General features: G+C 68.2%; 20 protein-coding genes. 16 read left to right on the top strand and 4 right to left on the bottom strand.

Annotated elements, in window-relative coordinates; genetic code table 11:
* Nucleotides 1–67: 67 nt before the first annotated feature.
* Complete coding sequence (gene speE, locus AK36_RS10930; RefSeq protein ID WP_011883249.1) at nucleotides 68–925, bottom strand: polyamine aminopropyltransferase; 858 nt, start codon at nucleotides 923–925, stop codon at nucleotides 68–70.
* 214 nt (nucleotides 926–1,139) lie between these two features.
* Between speE and tkt the strand changes: the two genes are divergently transcribed.
* The gene (tkt, locus tag AK36_RS10925; RefSeq protein ID WP_014722434.1) at nucleotides 1,140–3,212 is read left to right on the top strand and encodes a transketolase; all 2,073 of its coding nucleotides are present in this window, start codon (nucleotides 1,140–1,142) and stop codon (nucleotides 3,210–3,212) included.
* An 87-nt stretch (nucleotides 3,213–3,299) separates the two neighbouring features.
* Nucleotides 3,300–4,310, top strand: a complete 1,011-nt coding sequence (gene gap, locus AK36_RS10920; RefSeq protein WP_011883251.1) for a type I glyceraldehyde-3-phosphate dehydrogenase — start codon at nucleotides 3,300–3,302, stop codon at nucleotides 4,308–4,310.
* A 169-nt stretch (nucleotides 4,311–4,479) separates the two neighbouring features.
* Here the strand turns inward: gap and AK36_RS10915 are convergent, their stop codons facing one another.
* A complete protein-coding gene (locus tag AK36_RS10915) occupies nucleotides 4,480–5,202 on the bottom strand; it encodes a FadR/GntR family transcriptional regulator (RefSeq protein ID WP_014722435.1) in 723 nt (240 codons plus the stop codon).
* A 212-nt stretch (nucleotides 5,203–5,414) separates the two neighbouring features.
* Between AK36_RS10915 and AK36_RS10910 the strand changes: the two genes are divergently transcribed.
* The 3 genes from AK36_RS10910 (at nucleotide 5,415) to AK36_RS10900 (ending at nucleotide 8,398) form a co-directional block, all read left to right on the top strand.
* On the top strand, nucleotides 5,415–6,737 hold the full coding sequence (locus tag AK36_RS10910; RefSeq protein WP_011883253.1) for a C4-dicarboxylate transporter DctA: 1,323 nt from the start codon (nucleotides 5,415–5,417) through the stop codon (nucleotides 6,735–6,737).
* 108 nt (nucleotides 6,738–6,845) lie between these two features.
* On the top strand, nucleotides 6,846–7,853 hold the full coding sequence (gene alc, locus AK36_RS10905) for an allantoicase (RefSeq protein ID WP_011883254.1): 1,008 nt from the start codon (nucleotides 6,846–6,848) through the stop codon (nucleotides 7,851–7,853).
* Between the two features lie 14 nt (nucleotides 7,854–7,867).
* The gene (locus AK36_RS10900) at nucleotides 7,868–8,398 is read left to right on the top strand and encodes an ureidoglycolate lyase (RefSeq protein ID WP_011883255.1); all 531 of its coding nucleotides are present in this window, start codon (nucleotides 7,868–7,870) and stop codon (nucleotides 8,396–8,398) included.
* A gap of 94 nt (nucleotides 8,399–8,492) precedes the next feature.
* Here the strand turns inward: AK36_RS10900 and fur are convergent, their stop codons facing one another.
* Nucleotides 8,493–8,921 carry a ferric iron uptake transcriptional regulator gene (fur, locus tag AK36_RS10895; RefSeq protein WP_011883256.1) on the bottom strand — a complete coding sequence of 143 codons (429 nt, stop codon included), beginning with the start codon at nucleotides 8,919–8,921 and terminating at the stop codon, nucleotides 8,493–8,495.
* 142 nt (nucleotides 8,922–9,063) lie between these two features.
* Between fur and AK36_RS10890 the strand changes: the two genes are divergently transcribed.
* The 9 genes from AK36_RS10890 to AK36_RS10850 all read left to right on the top strand — a co-directional run bounded on the left by AK36_RS10890 (nucleotide 9,064) and on the right by AK36_RS10850 (nucleotide 18,359).
* The gene (locus AK36_RS10890) at nucleotides 9,064–9,870 is read left to right on the top strand and encodes an outer membrane protein assembly factor BamE (RefSeq protein WP_014722437.1); all 807 of its coding nucleotides are present in this window, start codon (nucleotides 9,064–9,066) and stop codon (nucleotides 9,868–9,870) included.
* 66 nt (nucleotides 9,871–9,936) lie between these two features.
* Entirely contained in the window at nucleotides 9,937–10,734 is a 798-nt protein-coding gene (gene dapB / locus AK36_RS10885; protein WP_011883258.1) for a 4-hydroxy-tetrahydrodipicolinate reductase, read from the top strand.
* A 19-nt stretch (nucleotides 10,735–10,753) separates the two neighbouring features.
* Nucleotides 10,754–11,449 carry a MotA/TolQ/ExbB proton channel family protein gene (locus AK36_RS10880; protein ID WP_034194163.1) on the top strand — a complete coding sequence of 232 codons (696 nt, stop codon included), beginning with the start codon at nucleotides 10,754–10,756 and terminating at the stop codon, nucleotides 11,447–11,449.
* A gap of 22 nt (nucleotides 11,450–11,471) precedes the next feature.
* Nucleotides 11,472–11,927 (top strand): ExbD/TolR family protein, encoded by a 456-nt coding sequence (locus tag AK36_RS10875; protein ID WP_034194162.1) that lies wholly within the window; start codon nucleotides 11,472–11,474, stop codon nucleotides 11,925–11,927.
* A gap of 281 nt (nucleotides 11,928–12,208) precedes the next feature.
* Nucleotides 12,209–14,803: a leucine--tRNA ligase gene (gene leuS / locus AK36_RS10870; RefSeq protein WP_034194161.1), complete on the top strand. Its 2,595-nt coding sequence runs from the start codon at nucleotides 12,209–12,211 to the stop codon at nucleotides 14,801–14,803.
* Between the two features lie 38 nt (nucleotides 14,804–14,841).
* Complete coding sequence (locus tag AK36_RS10865; RefSeq protein ID WP_014722440.1) at nucleotides 14,842–15,396, top strand: LPS-assembly lipoprotein LptE; 555 nt, start codon at nucleotides 14,842–14,844, stop codon at nucleotides 15,394–15,396.
* 18 nt (nucleotides 15,397–15,414) lie between these two features.
* Nucleotides 15,415–16,509: a DNA polymerase III subunit delta gene (gene holA, locus AK36_RS10860; RefSeq protein WP_011883263.1), complete on the top strand. Its 1,095-nt coding sequence runs from the start codon at nucleotides 15,415–15,417 to the stop codon at nucleotides 16,507–16,509.
* A gap of 138 nt (nucleotides 16,510–16,647) precedes the next feature.
* Nucleotides 16,648–17,919 carry a glutamate-5-semialdehyde dehydrogenase gene (locus tag AK36_RS10855; protein WP_011883264.1) on the top strand — a complete coding sequence of 424 codons (1,272 nt, stop codon included), beginning with the start codon at nucleotides 16,648–16,650 and terminating at the stop codon, nucleotides 17,917–17,919.
* A 17-nt stretch (nucleotides 17,920–17,936) separates the two neighbouring features.
* Entirely contained in the window at nucleotides 17,937–18,359 is a 423-nt protein-coding gene (locus tag AK36_RS10850) for a CopD family protein (protein ID WP_014722442.1), read from the top strand.
* Nucleotides 18,360–18,446: 87 nt separating this feature from the next.
* Here the strand turns inward: AK36_RS10850 and AK36_RS10845 are convergent, their stop codons facing one another.
* The gene (locus AK36_RS10845) at nucleotides 18,447–19,295 is read right to left on the bottom strand and encodes a MurR/RpiR family transcriptional regulator (RefSeq protein WP_011883266.1); all 849 of its coding nucleotides are present in this window, start codon (nucleotides 19,293–19,295) and stop codon (nucleotides 18,447–18,449) included.
* Nucleotides 19,296–19,590: 295 nt separating this feature from the next.
* Between AK36_RS10845 and edd the strand changes: the two genes are divergently transcribed.
* Both edd and eda read left to right on the top strand, forming a co-directional pair.
* Nucleotides 19,591–21,447 carry a phosphogluconate dehydratase gene (edd, locus tag AK36_RS10840; protein ID WP_014722444.1) on the top strand — a complete coding sequence of 619 codons (1,857 nt, stop codon included), beginning with the start codon at nucleotides 19,591–19,593 and terminating at the stop codon, nucleotides 21,445–21,447.
* 19 nt (nucleotides 21,448–21,466) lie between these two features.
* Complete coding sequence (eda, locus tag AK36_RS10835) at nucleotides 21,467–22,093, top strand: bifunctional 4-hydroxy-2-oxoglutarate aldolase/2-dehydro-3-deoxy-phosphogluconate aldolase (RefSeq protein ID WP_011883268.1); 627 nt, start codon at nucleotides 21,467–21,469, stop codon at nucleotides 22,091–22,093.
* Nucleotides 22,094–22,175 lie beyond the last annotated feature (82 nt).

Here is a 22,175-nt window from a genome sequence, read left to right as displayed (position 1 = left end):
ACCGCGCCCGCCCGCTGCGCGCCGACGAGCGCGCGATCAACCGGCATCACGACGCGTTGCGCCAAGCTCAGCGGCGCCCGCCCAGTGTATCGCGCAGCGCGCGCGGCAGGGCAAAGAGGGCCGCATGAAGTCGCGCATCGTAGTAGCGCAATCCGTGCACGCGGCGGGCGGCGAGCCGCTCGTCGACGTCGTGTGCGAACAGCGCGGCCGCGTCGAGCGTGTCGCTCGCGATCGCCATCAGCCATTGGGAGCCGTACAGCGGCACGTGCGCGGACAGCGGGTCGACGAACGCGAAGCTCGCGCGCAGATCGTCGAGCAGCGCGGCGATGCGCGCCGCATGGAACAGCGGCGAGCCCAGATGCATCGACAGCGCGGCGCGCGGCGTCAGGATCCGCTTGAGCCGCGCGTAGAACTCGCGCGTATAGAGGCCGGCCGCCGGCGAGTCGGGCGGCGTGAGGTCGAACACGACGAGATCGAAATGCTCGACGGTCGACGCGACGAACTGCGCGGCGTCGCCGATCACGACCTCGACGCGCGGATCGTCGAGCGCGCCCTGGTGCACGTCGTCGAGATAGCGGCGCGCCATCCCGACCACTTCGTCGTCGAGTTCGGCGACGACGATCCGCTCGATGCACGCGTGCTTGAGCAACTGGCGCGCGGCGCCGCCGTCGCCGCCGCCGAGCACGAGCGCCTTCTTCGGGCACGGATGCGCGAGCGCGGCCGGGTGCGTCATGCACTCGTGGTACACGTATTCGTCGCCGACCGACGTCATCGGCCGGCCGTCGAGCGTGAACAGGCGGCCGAGCTGCGGGGTGTCCCACACTTCGATGTGCTGGTGCGGCGAGGCGACGTGCGCGAGCCGTCGCGCGTTGGGAAAGCCGTACGCGGCGTCGGGCGTGGGATGAAAAAGGAGGGTCGTGCTCACGGGGGGCGCGCGGGGCGGGCAGTTCCGACGCTTGAATTATAGGAGGCGCGCGGTTTGCCGGAAATGCGTGCCCGAACACGGAGCGCCGGCAGGGGAAATGTCGGCCCATCTGTTAAAATGCCGAGCTTTGCAGCCCCGTCCGTCGGCTCCGTCCGCTTCGCGTCCTTCAGGCGCCGCATCGCGCGCCGGGAACGTTCGACGCTCGAGCTTCCGGATGCCGCCGTGCTCCCGTTTCCTCGACTCGTTCTCCGGACTCGACATGACGACTTCGTCTCCCGCCTCTACCACTTTGATGGCCAACGCGATCCGTGCGCTCGCGATGGACGCCGTCCAGCAAGCGAACTCCGGCCACCCCGGCATGCCGATGGGCATGGCCGAAATCGGCGTGGCGCTGTGGTCGCGTCACCTCAAGCACAACCCGACGAACCCGCATTGGGCAGACCGCGACCGTTTCGTGCTGTCGAACGGCCATGGCTCGATGCTGCTGTACTCGCTGCTGCACCTGACCGGCTACGACCTGCCGATCGAAGAGCTGAAGAACTTCCGCCAGCTGCACTCCAAGACGCCGGGCCATCCGGAATACGGCATCACGCCGGGCGTCGAGACGACCACCGGCCCGCTCGGCCAGGGTCTCGCGAACGCCGTCGGGATGGCGCTCGGCGAAGCGCTGATGGCCGACGAGTTCAACCGTGACGGCGCGAAGATCGTCGACCACCACACCTACGTGTTCCTCGGCGACGGCTGCCTGATGGAAGGCATCTCGCACGAAGCCTGCTCGCTGGCCGGCACGCTGAAGCTGAACAAGCTGATCGCGCTGTACGACGACAACGGCATCTCGATCGACGGCGACGTCGTCAACTGGTTCCACGACGACACGCCGAAGCGCTTCGAGGCGTACGGCTGGAACGTGATCCCGAACGTGAACGGCCACGACGTCGACGCGGTCGACGCCGCGATCGCCAAGGCCAAGCTGTCGGACAAGCCGACGCTGATCTGCTGCAAGACGGTGATCGGCAAGGGCGCGGCCACCAAGGCGGGCGGCCACGACGTGCACGGCGCGGCGCTCGGCGCGGAAGAAATCGCGAAGACGCGCGCAGCGCTCGGCTGGACCTGGGAGCCGTTCGTGATTCCGCAGGAAGTCTATGCGGCGTGGGACGCGAAGGACGCCGGCCAGCGCGCCGAAGCGGCTTGGAGCGACACGTTCGCGCAGTACCGCGCGAAGTACCCGGCCGAAGCAGCCGAATTCGAGCGCCGGATGGCCAACAAGCTGCCGGCCGACTGGGCCGAGAAGGCTGCGGCGATCGTCGCCGGCGCGAACCAGCGCGGCGAGACGGTCGCGACCCGCAAGGCGTCGCAGCAGGCGATCGAAGGGCTCGCCGCGGTGCTGCCGGAACTGCTCGGCGGCTCGGCCGACCTGACCGGCTCGAACCTGACCAACTGGAAGGCGTCGAAGGCGGTGCGCGCGAATCCGGAAGGCGCGGGCGTCGTGCTCGGCAACCACATCAACTACGGCGTGCGCGAATTCGGCATGAGCGCCGCGATCAATGGCCTCGCGCTGCACGGCGGCCACAAGCCGTTCGGCGGCACGTTCCTGACGTTCTCCGACTACAGCCGCAACGCGCTGCGCGTCGCGTCGCTGATGAAGGTGCCGTCGATCTTCGTGTTCACGCACGACTCGATCGGCCTCGGCGAAGACGGCCCGACGCACCAGTCGATCGAACACGTATCCAGCCTGCGCCTGATCCCGAACCACGACGTGTGGCGTCCGGCCGACACGGTCGAGACGGCCGTCGCATGGACCCACGCGGTTGCCGCCGACCGTCCGTCGAGCCTGATCTTCAGCCGCCAGAACCTCGCGTTCAACCCGCGTACCGATGCGCAGATCGCGAACATCGAGAAGGGCGGCTACGTGCTGAAGGACTGGGACGACGAGATCGTCGCGCGCAAGATCATCCTGATCGCGACGGGCTCCGAAGTCGAACTCGCGATGAAGGCCGTCGAGCCGCTCGCGCAGCAGGGCATCGCGGCGCGCGTCGTGTCGATGCCGTCGACCAACGTGTTCGACCGCCAGGACGCCGAGTACCGCGAGCGCGTGCTGCCGCACGGCGTGCGCCGCGTCGCGATCGAAGCGGGCGTGACCGGCTTCTGGCACAAGTACGTCGGCCTCGAAGGCGGCGTCGTCGGGATCGACACGTTCGGCGAATCGGCGCCGGCCGGCGTGCTGTTCAAGTACTTCGGCTTCACCGTCGAGCACGTGATCGAGACGGCGAAGGCCGTGCTGGCCTAAGAGCATTCGCGGCGCGCGCGGCCAACCGCGCGCGTCGCACCGTGAAGCTGCACGAAACGAATTTTTTCAGCCATCAGGAGATAGACCATGACGATCCGCGTCGCAATCAACGGCTACGGCCGTATCGGCCGCAACACGCTGCGCGCGTTTTATGAAAACGGCAAGAAGCACGATCTCGAGATCGTCGCGATCAACGATCTGGGCGATGCGAAGACGAACGCGCACCTGACCCAGTACGACACCGCGCACGGCAAGTTCCCGGGCGAAGTGTCGGTCGACGGCGACTACCTGGTCGTGAACGGCGACAAGATCCGCGTGCTCGCGAACCGCAACCCGGCAGAACTGCCGTGGGGCGAGCTGGGCGTCGACGTCGTGATGGAATGCACGGGCTTCTTCACGTCGAAGGAAAAGGCGAGCGCCCACCTGAAGGGCGGCGCGAAGAAGGTGATCATCTCGGCGCCGGGCGGCAAGGACGTCGACGCGACGATCGTCTACGGCGTGAACCACAACGTGCTGAAGGCCGAGCACACGGTCATCTCGAACGCATCGTGCACGACGAACTGCCTGGCGCCGCTCGTCAAGCCGCTGAACGACCAGATCGGCCTCGAAACCGGCCTGATGACGACGATCCACGCCTACACGAACGACCAGGTGCTGACGGACGTCTATCACGAAGACCTGCGCCGCGCGCGTTCGGCCACGCACAGCCAGATCCCGACCAAGACGGGCGCTGCTTCGGCGGTCGGCCTGGTGCTGCCGGAACTGAACGGCAAGCTCGACGGCTATGCGATCCGCGTCCCGACGATCAACGTGTCGATCGTCGACCTGTCGTTCATCGCGAAGCGCGACACGACGGTCGAGGAAGTCAACGCGATCATGAAGGAAGCTTCGGAAGGCGCGCTGAAGGGCATCCTCGGCTACAACGACGCACCGCTGGTGTCGATCGACTTCAACCACAACCCGGCTTCGTCGACGTTCGATGCAACGCTGACCAAGGTGTCGGGCCGTCTCGTCAAGGTGTCGAGCTGGTACGACAACGAGTGGGGTTTCTCGAATCGCATGCTCGATACGGCAGTCGCATTCGCGAACGCGAAGTAAGTCTGCGAATCGTGCGGCCGCGGCGACGCGGCCGGCGCGATGCACGAACCCGGCCCGGTTATTCGGCCGGGTTTTTTATTGTCCGGCGCTACATGAGCAGCGCGCCGAGCCGTTTCCCCGGCCCGCGAGCGCCAGGTGCGCGACTGCCATGCGACGCCCGCGCCGTGCGTCAACCGCCCGGCGTCGGAAAGAAGATTCCGGCACGGCGCGCAGCATTCGTGATGTGCGTCTCGATCGCATCGCCCGCCGCGGCCGCGTCGCGCGCGCTCAGCGCATCGACGATCGCGCGGTGCTCCTGCCACGTCGACAGCAGCAGCTCGCGCCGGTAGAACGGCATGCGCTGGCTTTCCTTCATGATGTCCGCGCTGCTGCGCAGCACCGACTCGATCGCCGCGTTGCCGGCGAGATGAATGATCCGCATGTGGAAGTCGAAGTCGAGGCGCGACGCTTCGTCGAGCTCGCTTTCGGTCAAGGCGACGTGCAGCTCGGCAAGGTTGTCCTCGAACCACGCGATGTCGTCGTCGGTGACGACGTGCGCGGCCATCCGCGCGGCGAAGCCTTCGAGCGCATAGCGCATCTGGTACGTGTCGGGCGGCGACGATTGCTCGGCGAACTGCCACGCATGCGCGGCGCTCGCCTGCGCGCTCTCCACATAGACGCCCTTGCCGGCGCGGATGCGCAGCATCCCGAGCGCCTCGAGCGTGGACAGCGCCTCGCGCAGCGACGCGCGGCTGATCTCCAGCTCCTCGGAGAGCTGACGCTGGGCCGGCAGCAGGCTGCCGACCGGATACACGCCTGCCTCGATCCGGTCGCGGATCGTCGCGATGGCGGCGTCGGTCACGGTGTGCGGAACGTTTTTCATGATCTGTGCAATGGCCGGTCTGACCGGCATTGTAATCCGCACGCGCGCCGCGCACGACGGCGCTACGGGTAAGCCACGGCCCATCGCGTTCCGGCCCCCGTCGTGCCGGGCTCGAAGCGCGGGAAATCCCTATTTTGTCCATCCTTGACGCGACTATATCGGCTTCCTACTATCCACCATAACAGCACTGGTCATACCAGTATGAACAGACGAAACTGCAACCGTTGGATCGGGAGAGCGCCGTGTCGAAATTCCTCAATTCGCTGTTTGGCCGGGTAGTCATCGCATTGATTCTCGGGGTGGCGCTCGGTGCGTTCTTCCCGCATTTCGCCGAGTCGCTGCGGCCGCTCGGCGACGGTTTCCTGAAGCTCATCAAGATGGTCATCGGCCCGATCGTGTTCTGCGTCGTGGTCAGCGGGATGGCCAACGCGGGCGACCTGAAGAAGGTCGGCCGGGTCGGCCTGAAGGCGGTCGTCTACTTCGAGGTGATGACGACGCTCGCGCTCGGCATCGGCCTCGTGCTCGCCTGGCTCACGCGCCCGGGCGTCGGGATGAACATCGACCTGCGCTCGCTCGACGCGGCGTCGCTGTCGACGTACGCGAAGAACGCCGAAAGCCTGAAGGACACGGCCGGCTACCTGATGAAGATCATCCCGGAGACCGCGATCGACGCCTTCGCGAAGGGCGACATCCTGCAGATCCTGGTGTTCGCGGTGCTGTTCGGCTCGGCGCTGTCGCTGCTCGGCGACAAGGCGCAGCGGGTGAACGGCCTGATCGACGAGCTGTCGCACGTGTTCTTCCGCATCATCGGCTTCATCATCAAGCTCGCGCCGCTCGGCGTGCTCGGCGCGATCGCGTTCACGACCGGCAAGTACGGCGTCGCGTCGCTCAAGCAGCTCGGCTACCTCGTCGCGGTGTTCTACCTGAGCTGCTTCGTGTTCGTCACGGTCGTGCTGGGCATCGTGATGCGCATCGCCGGCTTCTCGGTGTTCAAGCTGATCCGCTACCTGCGCGAGGAGCTGTCGATCGTGCTCGGCACGGCGTCGTCGGACGCGGTGTTGCCGCAGGTCATGAGCAAGCTCGAATACATGGGCATCAAGGATTCGACCGTCGGCCTCGTGATCCCGACCGGCTATTCGTTCAATCTCGACGGCTTCTCGATCTACCTGACGCTCGCCGTGCTGTTCATCGCGCAGGCCACCAACACGCCGCTGTCGACGCACGACCTGATCGTCGTGCTGCTCGTGTCGCTCGTCACGTCGAAGGGCGCGCACGGGATTCCGGGCTCGGCGATCGTGATCCTCGCGGCGACGCTGTCGGCGATTCCCGCGATTCCCGTGCTCGGCCTCGTGCTGATTCTGCCGGTCGACTGGTTCGTCGGCATCGCGCGCGCCGTGACCAACCTGATCGGCAACTGCGTCGCGACGGTCGTCGTTGCGGTCTGGGAGAACGACATCGACCGCGTGCGCGCCAAGCGCGTGCTGAACCGCGAGCTGTGCTACGTGCCGGCGGCCGAGCAGGGCGCCGCCGCACCGGTGGCCGGCGATCAGGCGCACGCGCTCTGAGCCCCACGCGCGCGTCGCGGCTTCCCCGGCCGCGGCGCGCGAATTCCTTTCCCGCGGCCGGCGTGACGATCCGCCGGCCGCCGCCAAAATCAAGATAGTGGAGACGACATGGCAGCCCCCATCCTCGATCCGAATGCGCCGGCGTTCACGCGCCGCTACATGAACCTCGCCGATCCGCGTCTCGGCGCGCAGGCGCTGTTCGCCAGCGACGAGTTCTTCGCGCCGAAGGAGCGCATGCTGAACCCCGAGCCGGCCGTGTTCATTCCGGGCAAGTACGACGACCACGGCAAGTGGATGGACGGCTGGGAAACGCGCCGCAAGCGCACGACCGGCCACGATTTCTGCGTGATCCGGCTCGCGCGGCCGGGCGTGGTCCACGGCGTCGATCTGGACACCAGCCACTTCACCGGCAACTTTCCGCCGGCCGCGTCGATCGACGCGTGCAGCGTCGACGGCGACACGCCGCCCGACGACGCCGCATGGCGCACGATCGTCCCCGCGACGACGCTGCAGGGCAACGCGCACCACTACGTGAGCGTGAGCGACGCGCAGCCGGTCACGCATCTGCGCGTGAACCTGTATCCGGACGGCGGCCTCGCGCGGCTGCGCGTGTACGGTCAGCCGCAGCGCGACTGGCACGACGTGGCGGCCGGCGAACTCGTCGATCTGGCCGCGATCGAGAACGGCGGCTACCTGGTGGCGGCGAACAACCAGCACTTCGGTGCGGCGTCGCAGATGCTGATGCCGGGGCGCGGCGCGAACATGGGCGACGGCTGGGAAACGCGGCGCCGCCGCGAGCCCGGCAACGACTGGGCGATCGTCGCGCTCGCGCGGCCGGGCGTCATCCGGCGCGTCGACGTCGATACTGCATTCTTCAAGGGCAACTTCCCGGACCGCTGCTCGCTGCAGGCGGCGCGCGTCGCGGGCGGCACCGACGATTCGCTCGTCACGCAGGCGATGTTCTGGGCCGAACTGCTCGGCGAGCAGAAGCTCCAGATGGACCGCGTGCACACCTTCGACCAGCTGGCGGCGCTCGGCCCCGTCACGCACGTGCGCTTCAACATCTTCCCGGACGGCGGCGTGTCGCGGCTGCGTCTGTGGGGCGAACCGGCCTGACGGAGGGTATCGGCATGAGCGGACCCCGTATCCTGCGCGCACAGCCCCTGACCCGCGACGCGTTCGCGCCGTTCGGCGACGTGATCGCGCTCGAAGGCGCGCGGCACTTCCCGATCAACGGCGGTACGACCGAGCGCTTCCACGATCTCGCGACCATCGACGTCTGCGCGGACGGCGGCCGGCCGCTCGTCAGCGTGTTTCGCGCGCAGCCGCGCGCGCTGCCCGTCGCGCTGACGCTGATGGAGCGCCATCCGCACGGCAGCCAGGCATTCATCCCGCTCGCGGCGGTCGCGCGCTATGCGATCGTCGTCGCGCCGGCCGGCGAATTCCGGCCCGACGCGATGCGCGCGTTCGTCGCCGAGGGCTGGCAGGGCGTGAACTACGCAAAAGGTGTCTGGCACCATCCGCTGCTCGCGCTCGACGCGGTCAGTGACTTCGTGATCGTCGACCGCGGCGGCCCCCAGCCGAACTGCGACGAGATCGCGCTGGCCGACCCGTGGGTGCTCGAACTCGGGCTAGGCCCAGCGAGCGCGGGCGCGGCCTGACGCGGCGCCGGCCGGCGGCGACGCCAAAAACGACACGGCCCGGGCGGCGGGATGCCGGCCGGGCCGTCGCGCATGCGCGGACGAGCGCTCAGTCTCAGTGCTTGCGGTGCGGGCAGTTCTCCGTCGTGCAGGAGCCGTACATCGCGAGCGAATGCTCCTGCAGGTGGAAGCCGCGTTCCTTCGCGATCGTCTGCTGGCGGCTTTCGATCTCGGCATCGAAGAATTCCTCGACGCGGCCGCAATCGAGGCACACGAGGTGATCGTGGTGGGAGCCTTCGTTGAGCTCGAACACGGCCTTGCCCGATTCGAAGTTGCTGCGCGACAGCAGGCCGGCCTGCTCGAATTGCGTCAGCACGCGGTAAACGGTGGCGAGCCCGATGTCCAGCTGCTCGTTGAGCAGGTTGCGGTAGACGTCTTCGGCGGTCAGGTGACGCACCGGGCTTTGCTGGAAGATCTCGAGAATCTTGAGGCGCGGTAGGGTGGCCTTTAGCCCGATATTCTTGAGATCGGTCGGATTGGTCATGGCTAGGCATCCCTAGAGTACAATGCAGGGCTTCAATGTTACCGGCTTTTGGCCGTTCCAGAAACACGCGCGGCCCGCGGGGCGGGCCAGCTCGGTGACGGAAATGTTCCCGGAATCTCTTTCGCACTTTCAGAGGAGTCGCATGCGGAGTGCCATCATCGCTGCCGCCGCCGTTGCCGCGCTGGCGGGTTGTTCGTCGTACGACAGCGTGACGCAGCGCATCGCGCAGAGCATCACGCCCTATCGGATCACGGTTGTGCAGGGCAACTTCGTGTCGCAGGAGAAGGCCGCTCAACTGCAGGCCGGCATGACGCGCGAACAGGTTCGCGCGCTGCTCGGCACGCCGCTGCTGTCGGACATGTTCCACGCCGATCGCTGGGATTACCTCTTTTACTTCAAGCGCGGCTCGACTTCCGTGGTCCAGCAGCGCGACCTCGTGCTGACGTTCGCGGGCGACCGCCTCGCCAGCTGGACGGGTGCGGATAACCTGCCGTCCGAGCTCGACCTGCTCGCCGATATCGACGGCGATCGCGGCGGCAAGAAGGCGAAGGCCGCCGCCGCGGCGAAGAAGGCGTCCGAAGCCGCCGCCGCTGCTGCCGCCGCCAGCGCCGCGCAGGCGAGCGCTGCCGCGAGCCCGGCCGCCGAGCCGGCGTCCGCCGCCGCGCTCGACCAGGATGCGAACGCGCAGGCCGCACGCGCGGCGAACCGCGCGACCAACCAGGTGTCGGGGCAGGGCGCGACGGCCCGTCGCTTCACGCCGGCCGCGCAGGCCTCGGGCGGCGCGCCGGTGCCGGGCGGCCAGCCGCCGGGCGCGGCGCCGGCGATCCAGCCGCAGTTCCAGTTCCATCGTCCGCCGCAGCCGAACGTGTCGAACGACGCGTCGCCGCCGGTCGGCCCGCAGGGCGCGGACAACCTGCAGAACCAGCCGCTCACCGCGCCGGCCCAGTAAGCGGCCCGCGTGCGGAATCGGGGGCGGCAGGCGCCGCCCGCCTTTAGACCTGTCGTGTAGAAAGCCATGAAGATTGCGATTGCCGGTGCATCGGGCCGTATGGGCCGGATGCTGATCGAAGCCGTTCTCAACGATGCCGACGCGCAGCTCGTCGGCGCACTCGACCGCGCCGGGTCGCCGTTTCTCGGCCAGGACGCGGGCGCGTTCGTCGGCAAGGACACCGGCATCAAGCTGACCGACGATCTCGACGCGGTGTTCGCGCAGGCCGATTACCTGATCGACTTCACGCGCCCCGAGGGCACGATCGCCCACATCGAGGCCGCGCTACGCCACGACGTGAAGCTCGTGATCGGCACGACCGGCTTCACGGCCGAGCAGAAGGCGCAGCTGCAGGCTGCGGCGGCGAAGCTCGGCATCGTGTTCGCGGCGAACATGAGCGTCGGCGTGAACGTCACGCTGAAGCTGCTCGAATTCGCGGCGCAGCACTTCTCGCACGGCTACGACATCGAGATCATCGAGGCGCACCACCGTCACAAGGTCGACGCGCCGTCGGGCACCGCGCTGATGATGGGCGAGGCGGTGGCCGGCGCGCTCGGCCGCTCGCTCGACGACTGCGCGGTGTACGGCCGCCACGGCGTGACCGGCGAACGCGATCCGTCGTCGATCGGTTTCGCGGCGGTGCGCGGCGGCGACATCGTCGGCGATCACACCGTATTGTTCGCCGGCATCGGCGAACGGATCGAAATCACGCACAAGTCGTCGAGCCGCGTGTCGTACGCGCAGGGCGCGCTGCGTGCGGTCCGCTTCCTGTCGGCGCGCGGCGCCGGCCTGTTCGACATGCAGGACGTGCTCGGCCTGCGCTGATCCTCACGGGGAAACTCCGATGGCGATTCCCACCGGCGTTGTCCACTACCTCGAAAGCGGCGATGCGATCACGCACGCCGTCGCCTACGTGCTGCTGGCGATGTCCGTCGCCAGCTGGTGCTTCCTGCTCGTCAAATCGTGGCTGCTGGTCCGCGCGAAGCGGCAGGGGCCGCGCGCGCTCGCCGCGTTCTGGCGGGCGGCGTCGCTCGACGCGGGCATCGCCGCGCTCGCCGGCGCCGATCGCGAGCGCGTGTTCGTGCCGCTCGCCGAAGCCGCGCGCGATGCGGCCGACGAACACGATCCCGCCGCGCTGGCCGCGCGCGTCGAGCGCGGCGAACGCGTGCTGCGCGCGCTGCGTCACGCGATGCTGCGCTCGCAGCGGCGCCTCGAGTTCGGCCAGGTGCTGCTCGCGTCGATCGGCAGCACCGCGCCGTTCGTCGGGCTGCTCGGCACCGTATGGGGCATCTACCATGCGCTCGGCAGCATCGCCGTGAGCGGGCAGGCGCAGATCGAGAACGTCGCGGGGCCGGTCGGCGAGGCGCTGATCATGACCGCGTTCGGGCTCGTCGTCGCGATCCCCGCGGTGCTCGCGTACAACATCCTCGGGCGGCTGGTGCGCCAGCTCACCGAGGAACTCGACGGCTTCGCGCGCGACCTGCACGTGTTCGTGTGCGCGCAACCCGTGCGGCCGGCCCAACCCGCCCAACCCGCATAACCCGCGGCCCGGAGGAACGACCATGGCATTCGGCGGGCTGGAGCACCACAAGACGTCCGCGCCGATGGCGGAGATCAACATGACGCCGCTGATCGACGTGATGCTCGTGCTGCTCGTCATCTTCATCATCACCGCGCCGCTGATGACGCACGCGATCCGGCTCGACCTGCCGAAGGTCGCGGCCGGCGTCGCGCGCGATACGCCGCAGTCGGTCACGTTGTCGATCGACGACGCCGGCAAGCTCTACTGGGACGACACGCCCGTCACGCTCGACGCGCTGCCCGCGCGCCTGCGGGCGGCCGCCGCCGCCGCCGCGCCGCCCGAGTTGCGGCTGCGCGCGTCGCGCGCGACCCGCTACGACGTGATCGCGCAGGTGATGGGCGCCGCGCAGGCCGCGGGCCTGACGCGGATCGGCTTCGTCACCGACCCGCCGCCGGCGGGCGCCGCCGCGCCCACCGCCGCGGGCGCGAAACCCTGAGCGGCGTGCGTCGCATGCACGCGCTCCGCACAAGAATGCATGCCGGCCCGCGACACCGGCCGTACCAGCCGTCACGGACGGTATAATCGTCGTTTCCGCCCGGTCGGCAGGGTTTCGCCGGGTAACCCGGAGCACCGCCGGGTTACCCGGCGAAGATCCGGCAACCACGATGCAGGCCCGCGACCCGTGTGCCTGCCGCCGCCGCCGGGCTGCCCGATTTCGTCCACTTCCGCGTGCCCGCCTGAATCGCGCGCCGCTTAAAGCCTAGTCCGAACCACACCATGCACGAGAGATACGTACCCGCCGACGTCGAAGCCGCCGCCCAGGGCGACTGGCGCGCAGCCGATGCCTACAAGACGAAGGAAGATTCGCAGAAGCCGAAGTTCTACTGCGTGTCGATGCTGCCGTATCCGTCCGGCAAGCTGCACATGGGTCACGTGCGCAACTACACGATCAACGACGTGATGTACCGCTATCTGCGGATGAACGGCTACAACACGCTGATGCCGATGGGCTGGGACGCGTTCGGGATGCCGGCCGAGAACGCCGCGATGGCCAACGGCGTGCCGCCCGCGAAGTGGACCTACGACAACATCGACTACATGAAGGGGCAGATGCAGTCGATGGGCCTCGCGATCGACTGGTCGCGCGAGATCGCGACGTGCAAGCCCGACTACTACAAGTGGAACCAGTGGCTGTTCCTGAAGATGCTCGAGAAGGGCATCGCGTACAAGAAGACGGGCACCGTGAACTGGGACCCGGTCGACCAGACCGTGCTCGCGAACGAGCAAGTGATCGACGGCCGCGGCTGGCGCTCGGGCGCGCTCGTCGAGAAGCGCGAAATCCCGATGTACTACCTGCGCATCACGCAATACGCGGATGAGCTGCTGAACGATCTCGACGGCCTCGGCTGGCCCGAGCGCGTGAAGATCATGCAGCAGAACTGGATCGGCAAGAGCTTCGGCGTGAACTTCGGGTTCCCGTACGAGCTCGACGGCGAGAAGGCGCTGCTGCGCGTGTTCACGACGCGCGCCGACACGATCATGGGCGTCACGTTCTGCGCGATCGCGGCCGAGCATCCGCTCGCGACGCGCCTCGCGCAGGGCAAGCCCGAGCTGCAGGCGTTCATCGACGAATGCAAGCGCGGCGGCGTCGCCGAAGCCGACGTCGCGACGATGGAGAAGAAGGGCATCGCGACGGGCTTCTCGGTCACGCACCCGCTGACCGGCGAGGCGGTCGAGGTCTGGATCGGCAACTACGTGCTGATGAGCTATGGCGAAGGCGCGGTGATGGGCGTGCCGGGCCACGACGAGCGCGATTTCGCGTTCGCGAAGAAATACGGGCTGCCGATCAAGCAGGTGATCGCCGCCGAAGGGCAGACGTACTCGCTGGACGCATGGCAGGAGTGGTACGGCGACAAGGACGCCGCGGTCTGCGTGAACAGCGGCAAGTACGACGGCCTGCGCTACACGGAAGCAGTCGACGCGGTCGCGGCCGACCTGAAGGCCGGCGGCTTCGGCGACAAGCAGGTGACCTGGCGCCTGCGCGACTGGGGCGTGTCGCGCCAGCGCTACTGGGGCACGCCGATTCCGATCATCCACTGCCCGTCGTGCGGCGACGTGCCGGTGCCCGAGCAGGATCTGCCGGTCGTGCTGCCGGAAGACCTCGTGCCGGACGGCACGGGCAACCCGCTCGCGAAGTCCGAGGCGTTCCTGAACTGCACGTGCCCGAAGTGCGGCGCGGCCGCGAAGCGCGAAACCGACACGATGGACACCTTCGTCGATTCGTCGTGGTACTTCTCGCGCTACACCGCGCCGGACGCCGACACGATGGTCGACGCGCGCACCGATTACTGGATGCCGATGGATCAGTACATCGGCGGCATCGAACACGCGATCCTGCACCTGCTGTATTCGCGCTTCTGGACCAAGGTGATGCGCGACCTCGGCCTCGTGAAGTTCGGCGAGCCGGCCAAGAACCTGCTCACGCAGGGGATGGTGCTCAACGAGACGTACTATCGCGAAGACGCGACCGGCAAGAAGACCTGGTACAACCCGGCCGACGTGACGGTCACGCACGACGACAAGGGCCGCCCGGTGGGCGCCACGCTGAACGCCGACGGCCAGCCGGTGGTGCTCGGCGGCATCGAGAAGATGTCGAAGTCGAAGAACAACGGCGTCGATCCGCAGGTGCTGATCGACCAGTACGGCGCCGACACCGCGCGCCTCTTTACGATGTTCGCCGCGCCGCCCGAGCAGCAGCTCGAGTGGTCGGGTGCGGGCGTCGAGGGCGCGAGCCGCTTCCTGCGCCGCGTGTGGAGCTTCGGCGCCGGCAACCGCGAGGCGCTCGCCGCGCGCGCGGGCTTCGACGCAGCGTCGCTCGGCGACGCCGACAAGGCGCTGCGCCGCGAAATCTACAGCGTGCTGAAGCAGGCCGACTTCGACTACCAGCGCCTGCAGTACAACACGGTCGTGTCGGCGGCGATGAAGATGCTGAACGCGATCGACGGCGCGAAGGGCGCGACGCCCGGCGTGCTGCGCGAGACGTACGGCGTGCTGCTGCGCGTGCTGTACCCGGTCGTGCCGCACGTCACGTTCGAACTGTGGAAGGCGCTCGGCTACGCGGACGAATTCGGCCCGCTGCTCGACGCACCGTGGCCGAAGGTCGACGAGGCCGCGCTCGAGCAGGCCGAGATCGAACTCGTGCTGCAGGTGAACGGCAAGGTGCGCGGCGCGCTGAAGGTCGCGAAGGATGCGACGCGCGAAGCGATCGAAGCCGCGGCGGTGGCCGACGAAGCATTCGCGAAGTTCAGCGACGGCAAGCCGGCGAAGAAGATCGTCGTCGTGCCGGGCCGGCTCGTGAACATCGTCGTCTGACGGCCGCCGGCCGTCGGGTGCACACAGAAGGAGCGAAGGTGATCCGCAGATCGTTTTTGATGCTCGCCGCCGGCAGCGCGCTCGCGCTGTCGGCATGCGGTTTCCAGTTGCGCGGCCAGCAGAACTACGCGTTCAAGCACCTGCTGATCGCCGGCGCGCCGGCGCCGGTGCAGGCGCGCCTGGTGCGCCTCGTCGAGGCCGGCAGCGACACGAAGATCGTCAAGTCGCCGGACGACGCCGACGCGGTGCTGAGCATGTGGGAGTCGCGCGGCCAGAACACGCTGACGCTGAACAAGTACGGCTCGGCGCAGGAGTACGCGCTGTTCTACACGCTGAACTACACGCTGACGAGCAAGGACGGCACCGTGCTGATCCCGCCGAGCGCGATCGCGCTGAACCGCGCGATGACGTACAGCGATCAGTACACGAACGCGAAGGCCCAGGAAGCCGACATCCTATACGCCGACATGCAGAACGATGCGGTCGACCAGCTGATGCGGCGTCTCGCGATCGTCCACTCGCTGACGCCGGCGCCGGAAGACGTGGTGCCGGGCGTGGCGCCGCGCGCGCCGCTGCCGCCGCCGCCGCTCTGATCTGCCGCGCACGCACCGATGCAATTGCGACTTGATGCGCTGGAGCCGCACCTCGCGAAGGGGATGGCCGGACTCTACACCGTCTACGGCGACGAGCCGCTGCTCGCGCAGGAAGCGTGCGACCGCATTCGTGCGGCCGCGCGCGCGGCCGGCTTCACCGAGCGCTCGGTGCATACGGTCGAGCGCGGCTTTGACTGGAGCGTGCTGCTCGGCGCGACCCAGGCGATGTCGCTGTTCGGCGAGCGCCAGCTGATCGAGCTGCGCATTCCGTCGGGCAAGCCGGGCAAGGAAGGCGCCGACGCGCTGAAGACGCTCGCGGCGACGCCCAATCCGGACGCGCTGATGCTCGTCACGCTGCCGCGCCTCGACGCGGCCACGCAGAAATCCGCCTGGTTCACCGCGCTGCAGAATGGCGGCGTCGCGCTGAAGATCGATCCGGTCGACCGTGCGCAGCTGCCGAACTGGATCGGCCAGCGCCTGTCGATGCAGGGCCAGCGCGTCGCGCCCGGCGAAGACGGCCGCCGCGCGCTGCAGTTCATCGCGGAGCGCGTCGAGGGCAACCTGCTCGCCGCGCATCAGGAAATCCAGAAGCTCGGGCTGCTGTATCCGCAAGGCGTGCTGGCGTTCGAGCAGGTGCACGACGCGGTGCTGAACGTCGCGCGCTACGACGTGTTCAAGCTGAACGAGGCGATGCTCGCCGGCGATGCCGCGCGGCTCGCGCGGATGATCGACGGCTTGAAAGGCGAGGGCGAGGCGATCGTGCTGGTGATGTGGGCCGTCGTCGAGGAACTGCGCACGCTGTTGCGGATCAAGCGCGGCGCGAGCGCCGGCAAGCCGCTCGCGACGCTGCTGCGCGAGAACCGAGTGTGGGGGCCGCGCGAGCGGCTGATCGCCCCGGCGCTGAACCGCGTGTCGGAAGCCATGCTCGAGAAGGCGCTCGCGTTCGCCGCGAAGCTCGACCGGCAGGTGAAGGGGCTGTCGGCCGTCACGCCCGGCCGCCGCACGCACGACGATCCGCCGCCCGACCCGTGGGACGGCCTGTTCCAGCTCGCGATGACGGTCGCGGGCGAGCGCGGCGAGCGACCGCCGACCGCGGGTCGCGTGCGGCGTTAAGCCCGCCCGGCGCGCTCAGCGTCCGTTCTGCAACCCGCTTACAATGCTCCGACAGGCCGCGCGGCCCGCGTTGTCCGCGCGCCGACGCTTTCCCCCGAATTCACGCCGCGCGAAGCGGCTCGTTTCTCGAGTCACACGATGGATATCGACCAATACATGACGGACCTGGGCCGCCGGGCCCGGCACGCGTCGCGCGCGATGGCGCGCGCCAGCACGGCCGCGAAGAACGCGGCGCTCGACGCCGTCGCGCGCGCGATCGAGCGCGACGCCTCGGCGCTGAAGGAAGCGAACGCGCGCGACGTCGCGCGTGCCCGCGACAAGGGGCTCGACGCGGCGTTCATCGACCGCCTGACGCTGTCCGACAAGGCATTGAAGACGATGGTCGAAGGGCTGCGCCAGGTCGCGTCGCTCGCCGATCCGATCGGCGAGATCAGCAATCTGAAGTACCGCCCGAGCGGGATCCAGGTCGGCCAGATGCGCGTGCCGCTCGGCGTGATCGGGATCATCTACGAGTCGCGGCCGAACGTGACGATCGACGCGGCCGCACTGTGCCTGAAGTCGGGCAACGCGACGATCCTGCGCGGCGGCTCCGAGGCGCTCGAATCGAACGCGGCGCTCGCGAAGCTGATCGGCGAGGGGCTCGAGGCGGCCGGGCTGCCGCAGGACGCGGTGCAGGTGGTCGCCACCGCCGATCGCGCGGCGGTCGGCAAGCTGATCACGATGACCGAATACGTCGACGTGATCGTGCCGCGCGGCGGCAAGAGCCTGATCGAGCGCCTGATCAACGAGGCGCGCGTGCCGATGATCAAGCACCTCGACGGCATCTGCCACGTGTATGTCGACGATCGCGCCGATCTCGCGAAGGCGCTCACCGTGTGCGACAACGCGAAGACGCACCGCTACGGCACCTGCAACACGATGGAGACGCTGCTCGTGTCGAGCGGCATCGCGGCCGCGCTGCTGCCGCCGCTCGGCAAGCTGTATCGCGACAAGCAGGTCGAGCTGCGCGTCGATGCGGCCGCGCGCGCGGTGCTCGCCGATGCGGGCGTCGGTCCGCTGGTCGACGCGACCGACGCGGACTGGCACACCGAATATCTGGCGCCGGTGCTCGCGATCAAGGTCGTCGACGGGCTCGACGCGGCGATCGAGCACATCAATCACTATGGGTCGCACCACACCGATGCGATCGTCACCGAGGATCACGATCGCGCGATGCGCTTCCTGCGCGAAGTCGATTCGGCGAGCGTGATGGTGAACGCGTCGACCCGCTTCGCCGACGGCTTCGAGTTCGGCCTCGGCGCGGAAATCGGCATTTCGAACGACAAGCTGCACGCACGCGGCCCCGTCGGCCTGGAAGGGCTGACGTCGCTGAAGTACGTCGTGCTCGGGCACGGCGAAGGCCGTCAGTAACGCGAGGCGCACAACCGATGGCAATGCTCTGGGTCAAGACCTTCCATATCGTACTGATCGCCGCGTGGTTCGCCGGCTTGTTCTACCTGCCGCGCATCTACGTGAACCTGGCCATGGAAACCGATCCGGCCGCGGTGCGGCGCCTGCTGCTGATGGCGCGCAAGCTGTTCCGCTTCATGACGCTGATCGCCGTGCCGGCGCTCGCTTGCGGGCTGTGGCTCTGGCTCGTGATCGGCATCGGCCAGGGGCAGGGGTGGATTCATGCGAAGGTCACGGTGGTGCTGCTGCTCGTGATCTACCACGCGTATTGCGGGCATCTGCTGAAGGTGTTCGAGCGCGGCGAGAACCGCCGCACCGACAAGTGGTATCGCGTGTTCAACGAGCTGCCGGTGCTCGGCATGCTGATCGCGGTCGCGCTGGTCGTGATCAAGCCGTTCTGAGCGAGCGGCACGCGCCGCGGGCCAACCGCGGCTATCGACCTGCAACGGCGCTCCGATGGGGCGCCGTTTTTGCTGTGGCGTCGCGCGCTAGTCCTTTGCCGGATCGTCGATCCGGCGGCGCGTGATCGCCTCCTTCGCGCGGCCGACGCGCTCCATCAGCGCCGGCCCGCGCGACAGCGCGACGCCGACCGCCAGGATGTCGCCGATCGCGAGATGCGACATGCGCGACGTCATCGGCGAGAACACGTCGGTTTCCTCGGCGACGTTCGACGCGAGGCTCACCGTCGCCAGCTTCGCGAGCGGCGAATGGCTCTGCGTGATCGCGACGACCTTAGCGCCGCACGCGAGCGCCGAGCGCGCGGCGTCGACGATGTCGCGCGTGCGGCCGGTGTTCGAGATCGCGACCACGACGTCGTGCGGCCCGAGCAGCGCCGACGACATCGAGAACGTATGCGGGTCGGAATACGCGACGCTCGGCACGCCGAGCCGGAAGAATTTGTGCTGGATGTCCTGCGCGGCGATGCCCGAGCCGCCCGCGCCGTAGAACTCGATGCGCGACGCGTGCGACAGCAGCGCGATCGCGTCGGCGACGCTGCCGGCCGACAGGCTGTTGCGTACTTCGATCAGCGCGCCGATCGTGCGGTCGAACACCTTGCCGATGATGCCGGGCGCGGGCTCGTCGGGCTCGACGTCGCGGTACACCGACGACACGCCGGGCGCGACGCTCTGCGCGAGCCGGATCTTGAATTCGCGAAAGCCGCTGCAGCCGAGCGCCTGACAGAAGCGCGCAATGGTCGGCTGGCTGACGCCCGCGCGGGTCGACAGCTCGGTCATCGCGAGGTCGAGCACCTCGCGCGGCGCGGCGAGGATGTAGTCGGCGAGCTTGCGCTCGGACGGGCGCAACTCGGGGCGGATCGCTTCGATGCGAGGCAGCATGGGACGGCGGAAAGGGAATCGGGTTCGGATGACGGAGTGTATCGCAATCGAATTGTAGAAAATCTACATGAAAATGCTAGCGCATCTGGCATGCCTTTGTGGGTCAATGGTCGGGGCGAATTAGGGTTTTCACTGAGTAATGCCTTGCTGGTATTGGGAATGGCGGTTGCGAGCAGGATCATGTGCATTGCATGTGTGTAGTTTTTCTACTAGACTTCCTTCGTTCGTTCGACGCAACTCGATCGTCCCCACGATTCCAACCGCCGGTGTCGTCCGGCATACAGGAGCGCCCAGCATGACGTCGCTGCATCCCACCCTGGCGAAAGTCACCGATCGCGTGATCGCCCGCAGCCAATCGACCCGTTCGGCCTATCTGCAGCGCATCGACCGCGCGCAAGGCAAGTTCCCGGCGCGCGGCGCGCTGTCGTGCGCGAACCTCGCGCACGGCTTCGCCGGTCTCGAAGGCAGCGACAAGTTCCAGATCAAGGCGATCCGCGAGCCCAACATCGGCATCGTGTCCTCGTACAACGAGATGCTGTCCGCGCACGCGCCGTACAAGGATTTCCCCGACATCATCAAGGCCGCCGCGCGCGAGAACGGCGGCGTCGCGCAATTCGCGGGCGGCGTGCCGGCGATGTGCGACGGCATCACGCAGGGCAACGCCGGGATGGAACTGTCGCTGTTCTCGCGCGAGGCGATCGCGATGGGCACCGCGATCGCGCTGACGCACAACATGTTCGATGCCGCGCTGTGTCTCGGCATCTGCGACAAGATCGTGCCGGGCCTGCTGATCGGCGCGCTGCAGTTCGGCCACCTGCCGACCATCTTCGTGCCGGCCGGCCCGATGACGAGCGGCCTGTCGAACGACGACAAGGCGAAGATCCGCCAGCAGTTCGCGACCGGCCAGGTCGGCCGCGACGCGCTGCTCGAAGCCGAGTCGGCCGCGTATCACGGTCACGGCACCTGCACGTTCTACGGCACCGCGAACAGCAACCAGATGCTGATGGAGCTGATGGGCCTGCACCTGCCGGGCTCGGCCTTCGTTCACCCGCACACGCCGCTGCGCGACGCGCTGACCGCGCAGGCCGCGCGCCGCGTGCTCGACCTGACGGTCGAGCGCGGCCAGTACACGCCGATCGGCCACGTGATCGACGAGAAGGCGATCGTCAACGGGATCGTCGCGCTGCTCGCGACCGGCGGCTCGACCAACCACACGCTGCACCTCGTCGCGATCGCGCGCGCGGCCGGCATCCTGATCGACTGGAACGATTTCGACGAGCTGTCGGCGGTCGTGCCGCTGCTCGCGAAGATCTATCCGAACGGCAAGGCCGACGTAAACCATTTCCACGCGGCCGGCGGCGTCGCGTTCCTGGTGCGCAACCTGCTCGAAGGCGGTCTGCTGCACGAAGACGTGACGACGGTCGCCGGCAAGGGCCTGTCGCACTACACGCAGGAGCCGAAGCTGATCGACGGCAAGCTGACGTGGGTCGACGGCACCGCCGAGAGCCACGACACGAAGGTGCTGCGCAGCATTCGCGAGCCGTTCCAGCCGGACGGCGGCCTGCGCCTGATGCAGGGCCGGCTCGGCCGCGGCGTGATCAAGATTTCGGCGGTCGCGCCCGAGCATCGCAAGGTGAAGGCGCCCGCGATCGTGTTCGATTCGCAGGAGGCCGTGCAGGCGGCGTTCGATCGCGGCGAGCTCAAGCGCGATTTCGTCGCCGTCGTGCGGTTCCAGGGCGCGCGTGCGAACGGGATGCCCGAGCTGCATCGTTTGACGCCGCTGCTCGGCGTGCTGCAGGATCAGGGCTTCCATGTCGCGCTCGTCACCGACGGCCGCATGTCGGGGGCGTCGGGCAAGGTGCCGGCGGTGATTCACGTGTCGCCGGAAGCGCTGCTCGCCGGCCCGCTCGGCAAGGTGAAGACGGGCGACACGCTCGTGATCGACGCGGAAGCCGGCGTCCTCGACATCGAGATCGACGACGCCGAATGGCAAGTGCGCCCGGTGGCGCAGCCGCTGCACCAGGCCGACAACGAAACGGGTTTCGGGCGCGAACTGTTCGGCGTGTTCCGCGCGGCGGCCGCGCCGGCCGAGCAGGGCGCATCGGTTTTCGGGACGCTGGTCGGCGAAACCGCCGCACACGTCGCTGCATGAATTTCAAGGAGCTCCATCAATGAAGACGATTGCTGAAATCGTGAAGCTGGGCCCGGTGATTCCGGTGCTCGCATTCGACTCGGTCGAGCAGGGCGAACACGTGTCGCGCGCGTTGCACGCGGGCGGCGTCAAGGTGCTCGAAATCACGCTGCGCACGCCGGCCGGCATCGAGGCGATCCAGCGCGCGAGCCAGCTGGCGGACGACATCGTCGTCGGCGTCGGCACCATCACGAAGCCCGAGCACTGCGCGCAGGCGAAGCGCGCGGGCGCGAAGTTCGGCGTGTCGCCGGGCCTGACGAAGGACCTGCACCTCGCGTCGCTCGACGCCGGCCTGCCGCTGCTGCCGGGCGTGATGACGCCGAGCGACATCATCCAGGCGCTCGAATTCGGCTACGAGACCGTGAAGTTCTTCCCCGCGCAGCAGGCCGGCGGCGTGCCGATGCTGCAGGCGTTCCACGGCCCGTTCCCGGCGCTGAAGTTCTGCCCGACCGGCGGCATCACGGTCGAAACCGCGCCGAACTTCCTGAAGCTGCCGAACGTCGTGTGCGTCGGCGGCTCGTGGCTCACGCCGAAGGCCGCGCTCGCCGCGCAGGACTGGGCCGAAGTCACGCGTCTCGCGCAAGCCGCGAGCCAGCTGCCGCGTTGATGCTTGTACGCAATGACATCCGAACCCTCGGGAAACGGGCGCTTAGTGCTTGTTTTTCCGAGGGTTTTTGCTGATGGAACCG

It is taken from the genome of Burkholderia vietnamiensis LMG 10929, from assembly GCF_000959445.1.
Lineage (GTDB): Bacteria > Pseudomonadota > Gammaproteobacteria > Burkholderiales > Burkholderiaceae > Burkholderia > Burkholderia vietnamiensis.
This window is presented reverse-complemented; position numbering and strand designations above follow the sequence as displayed.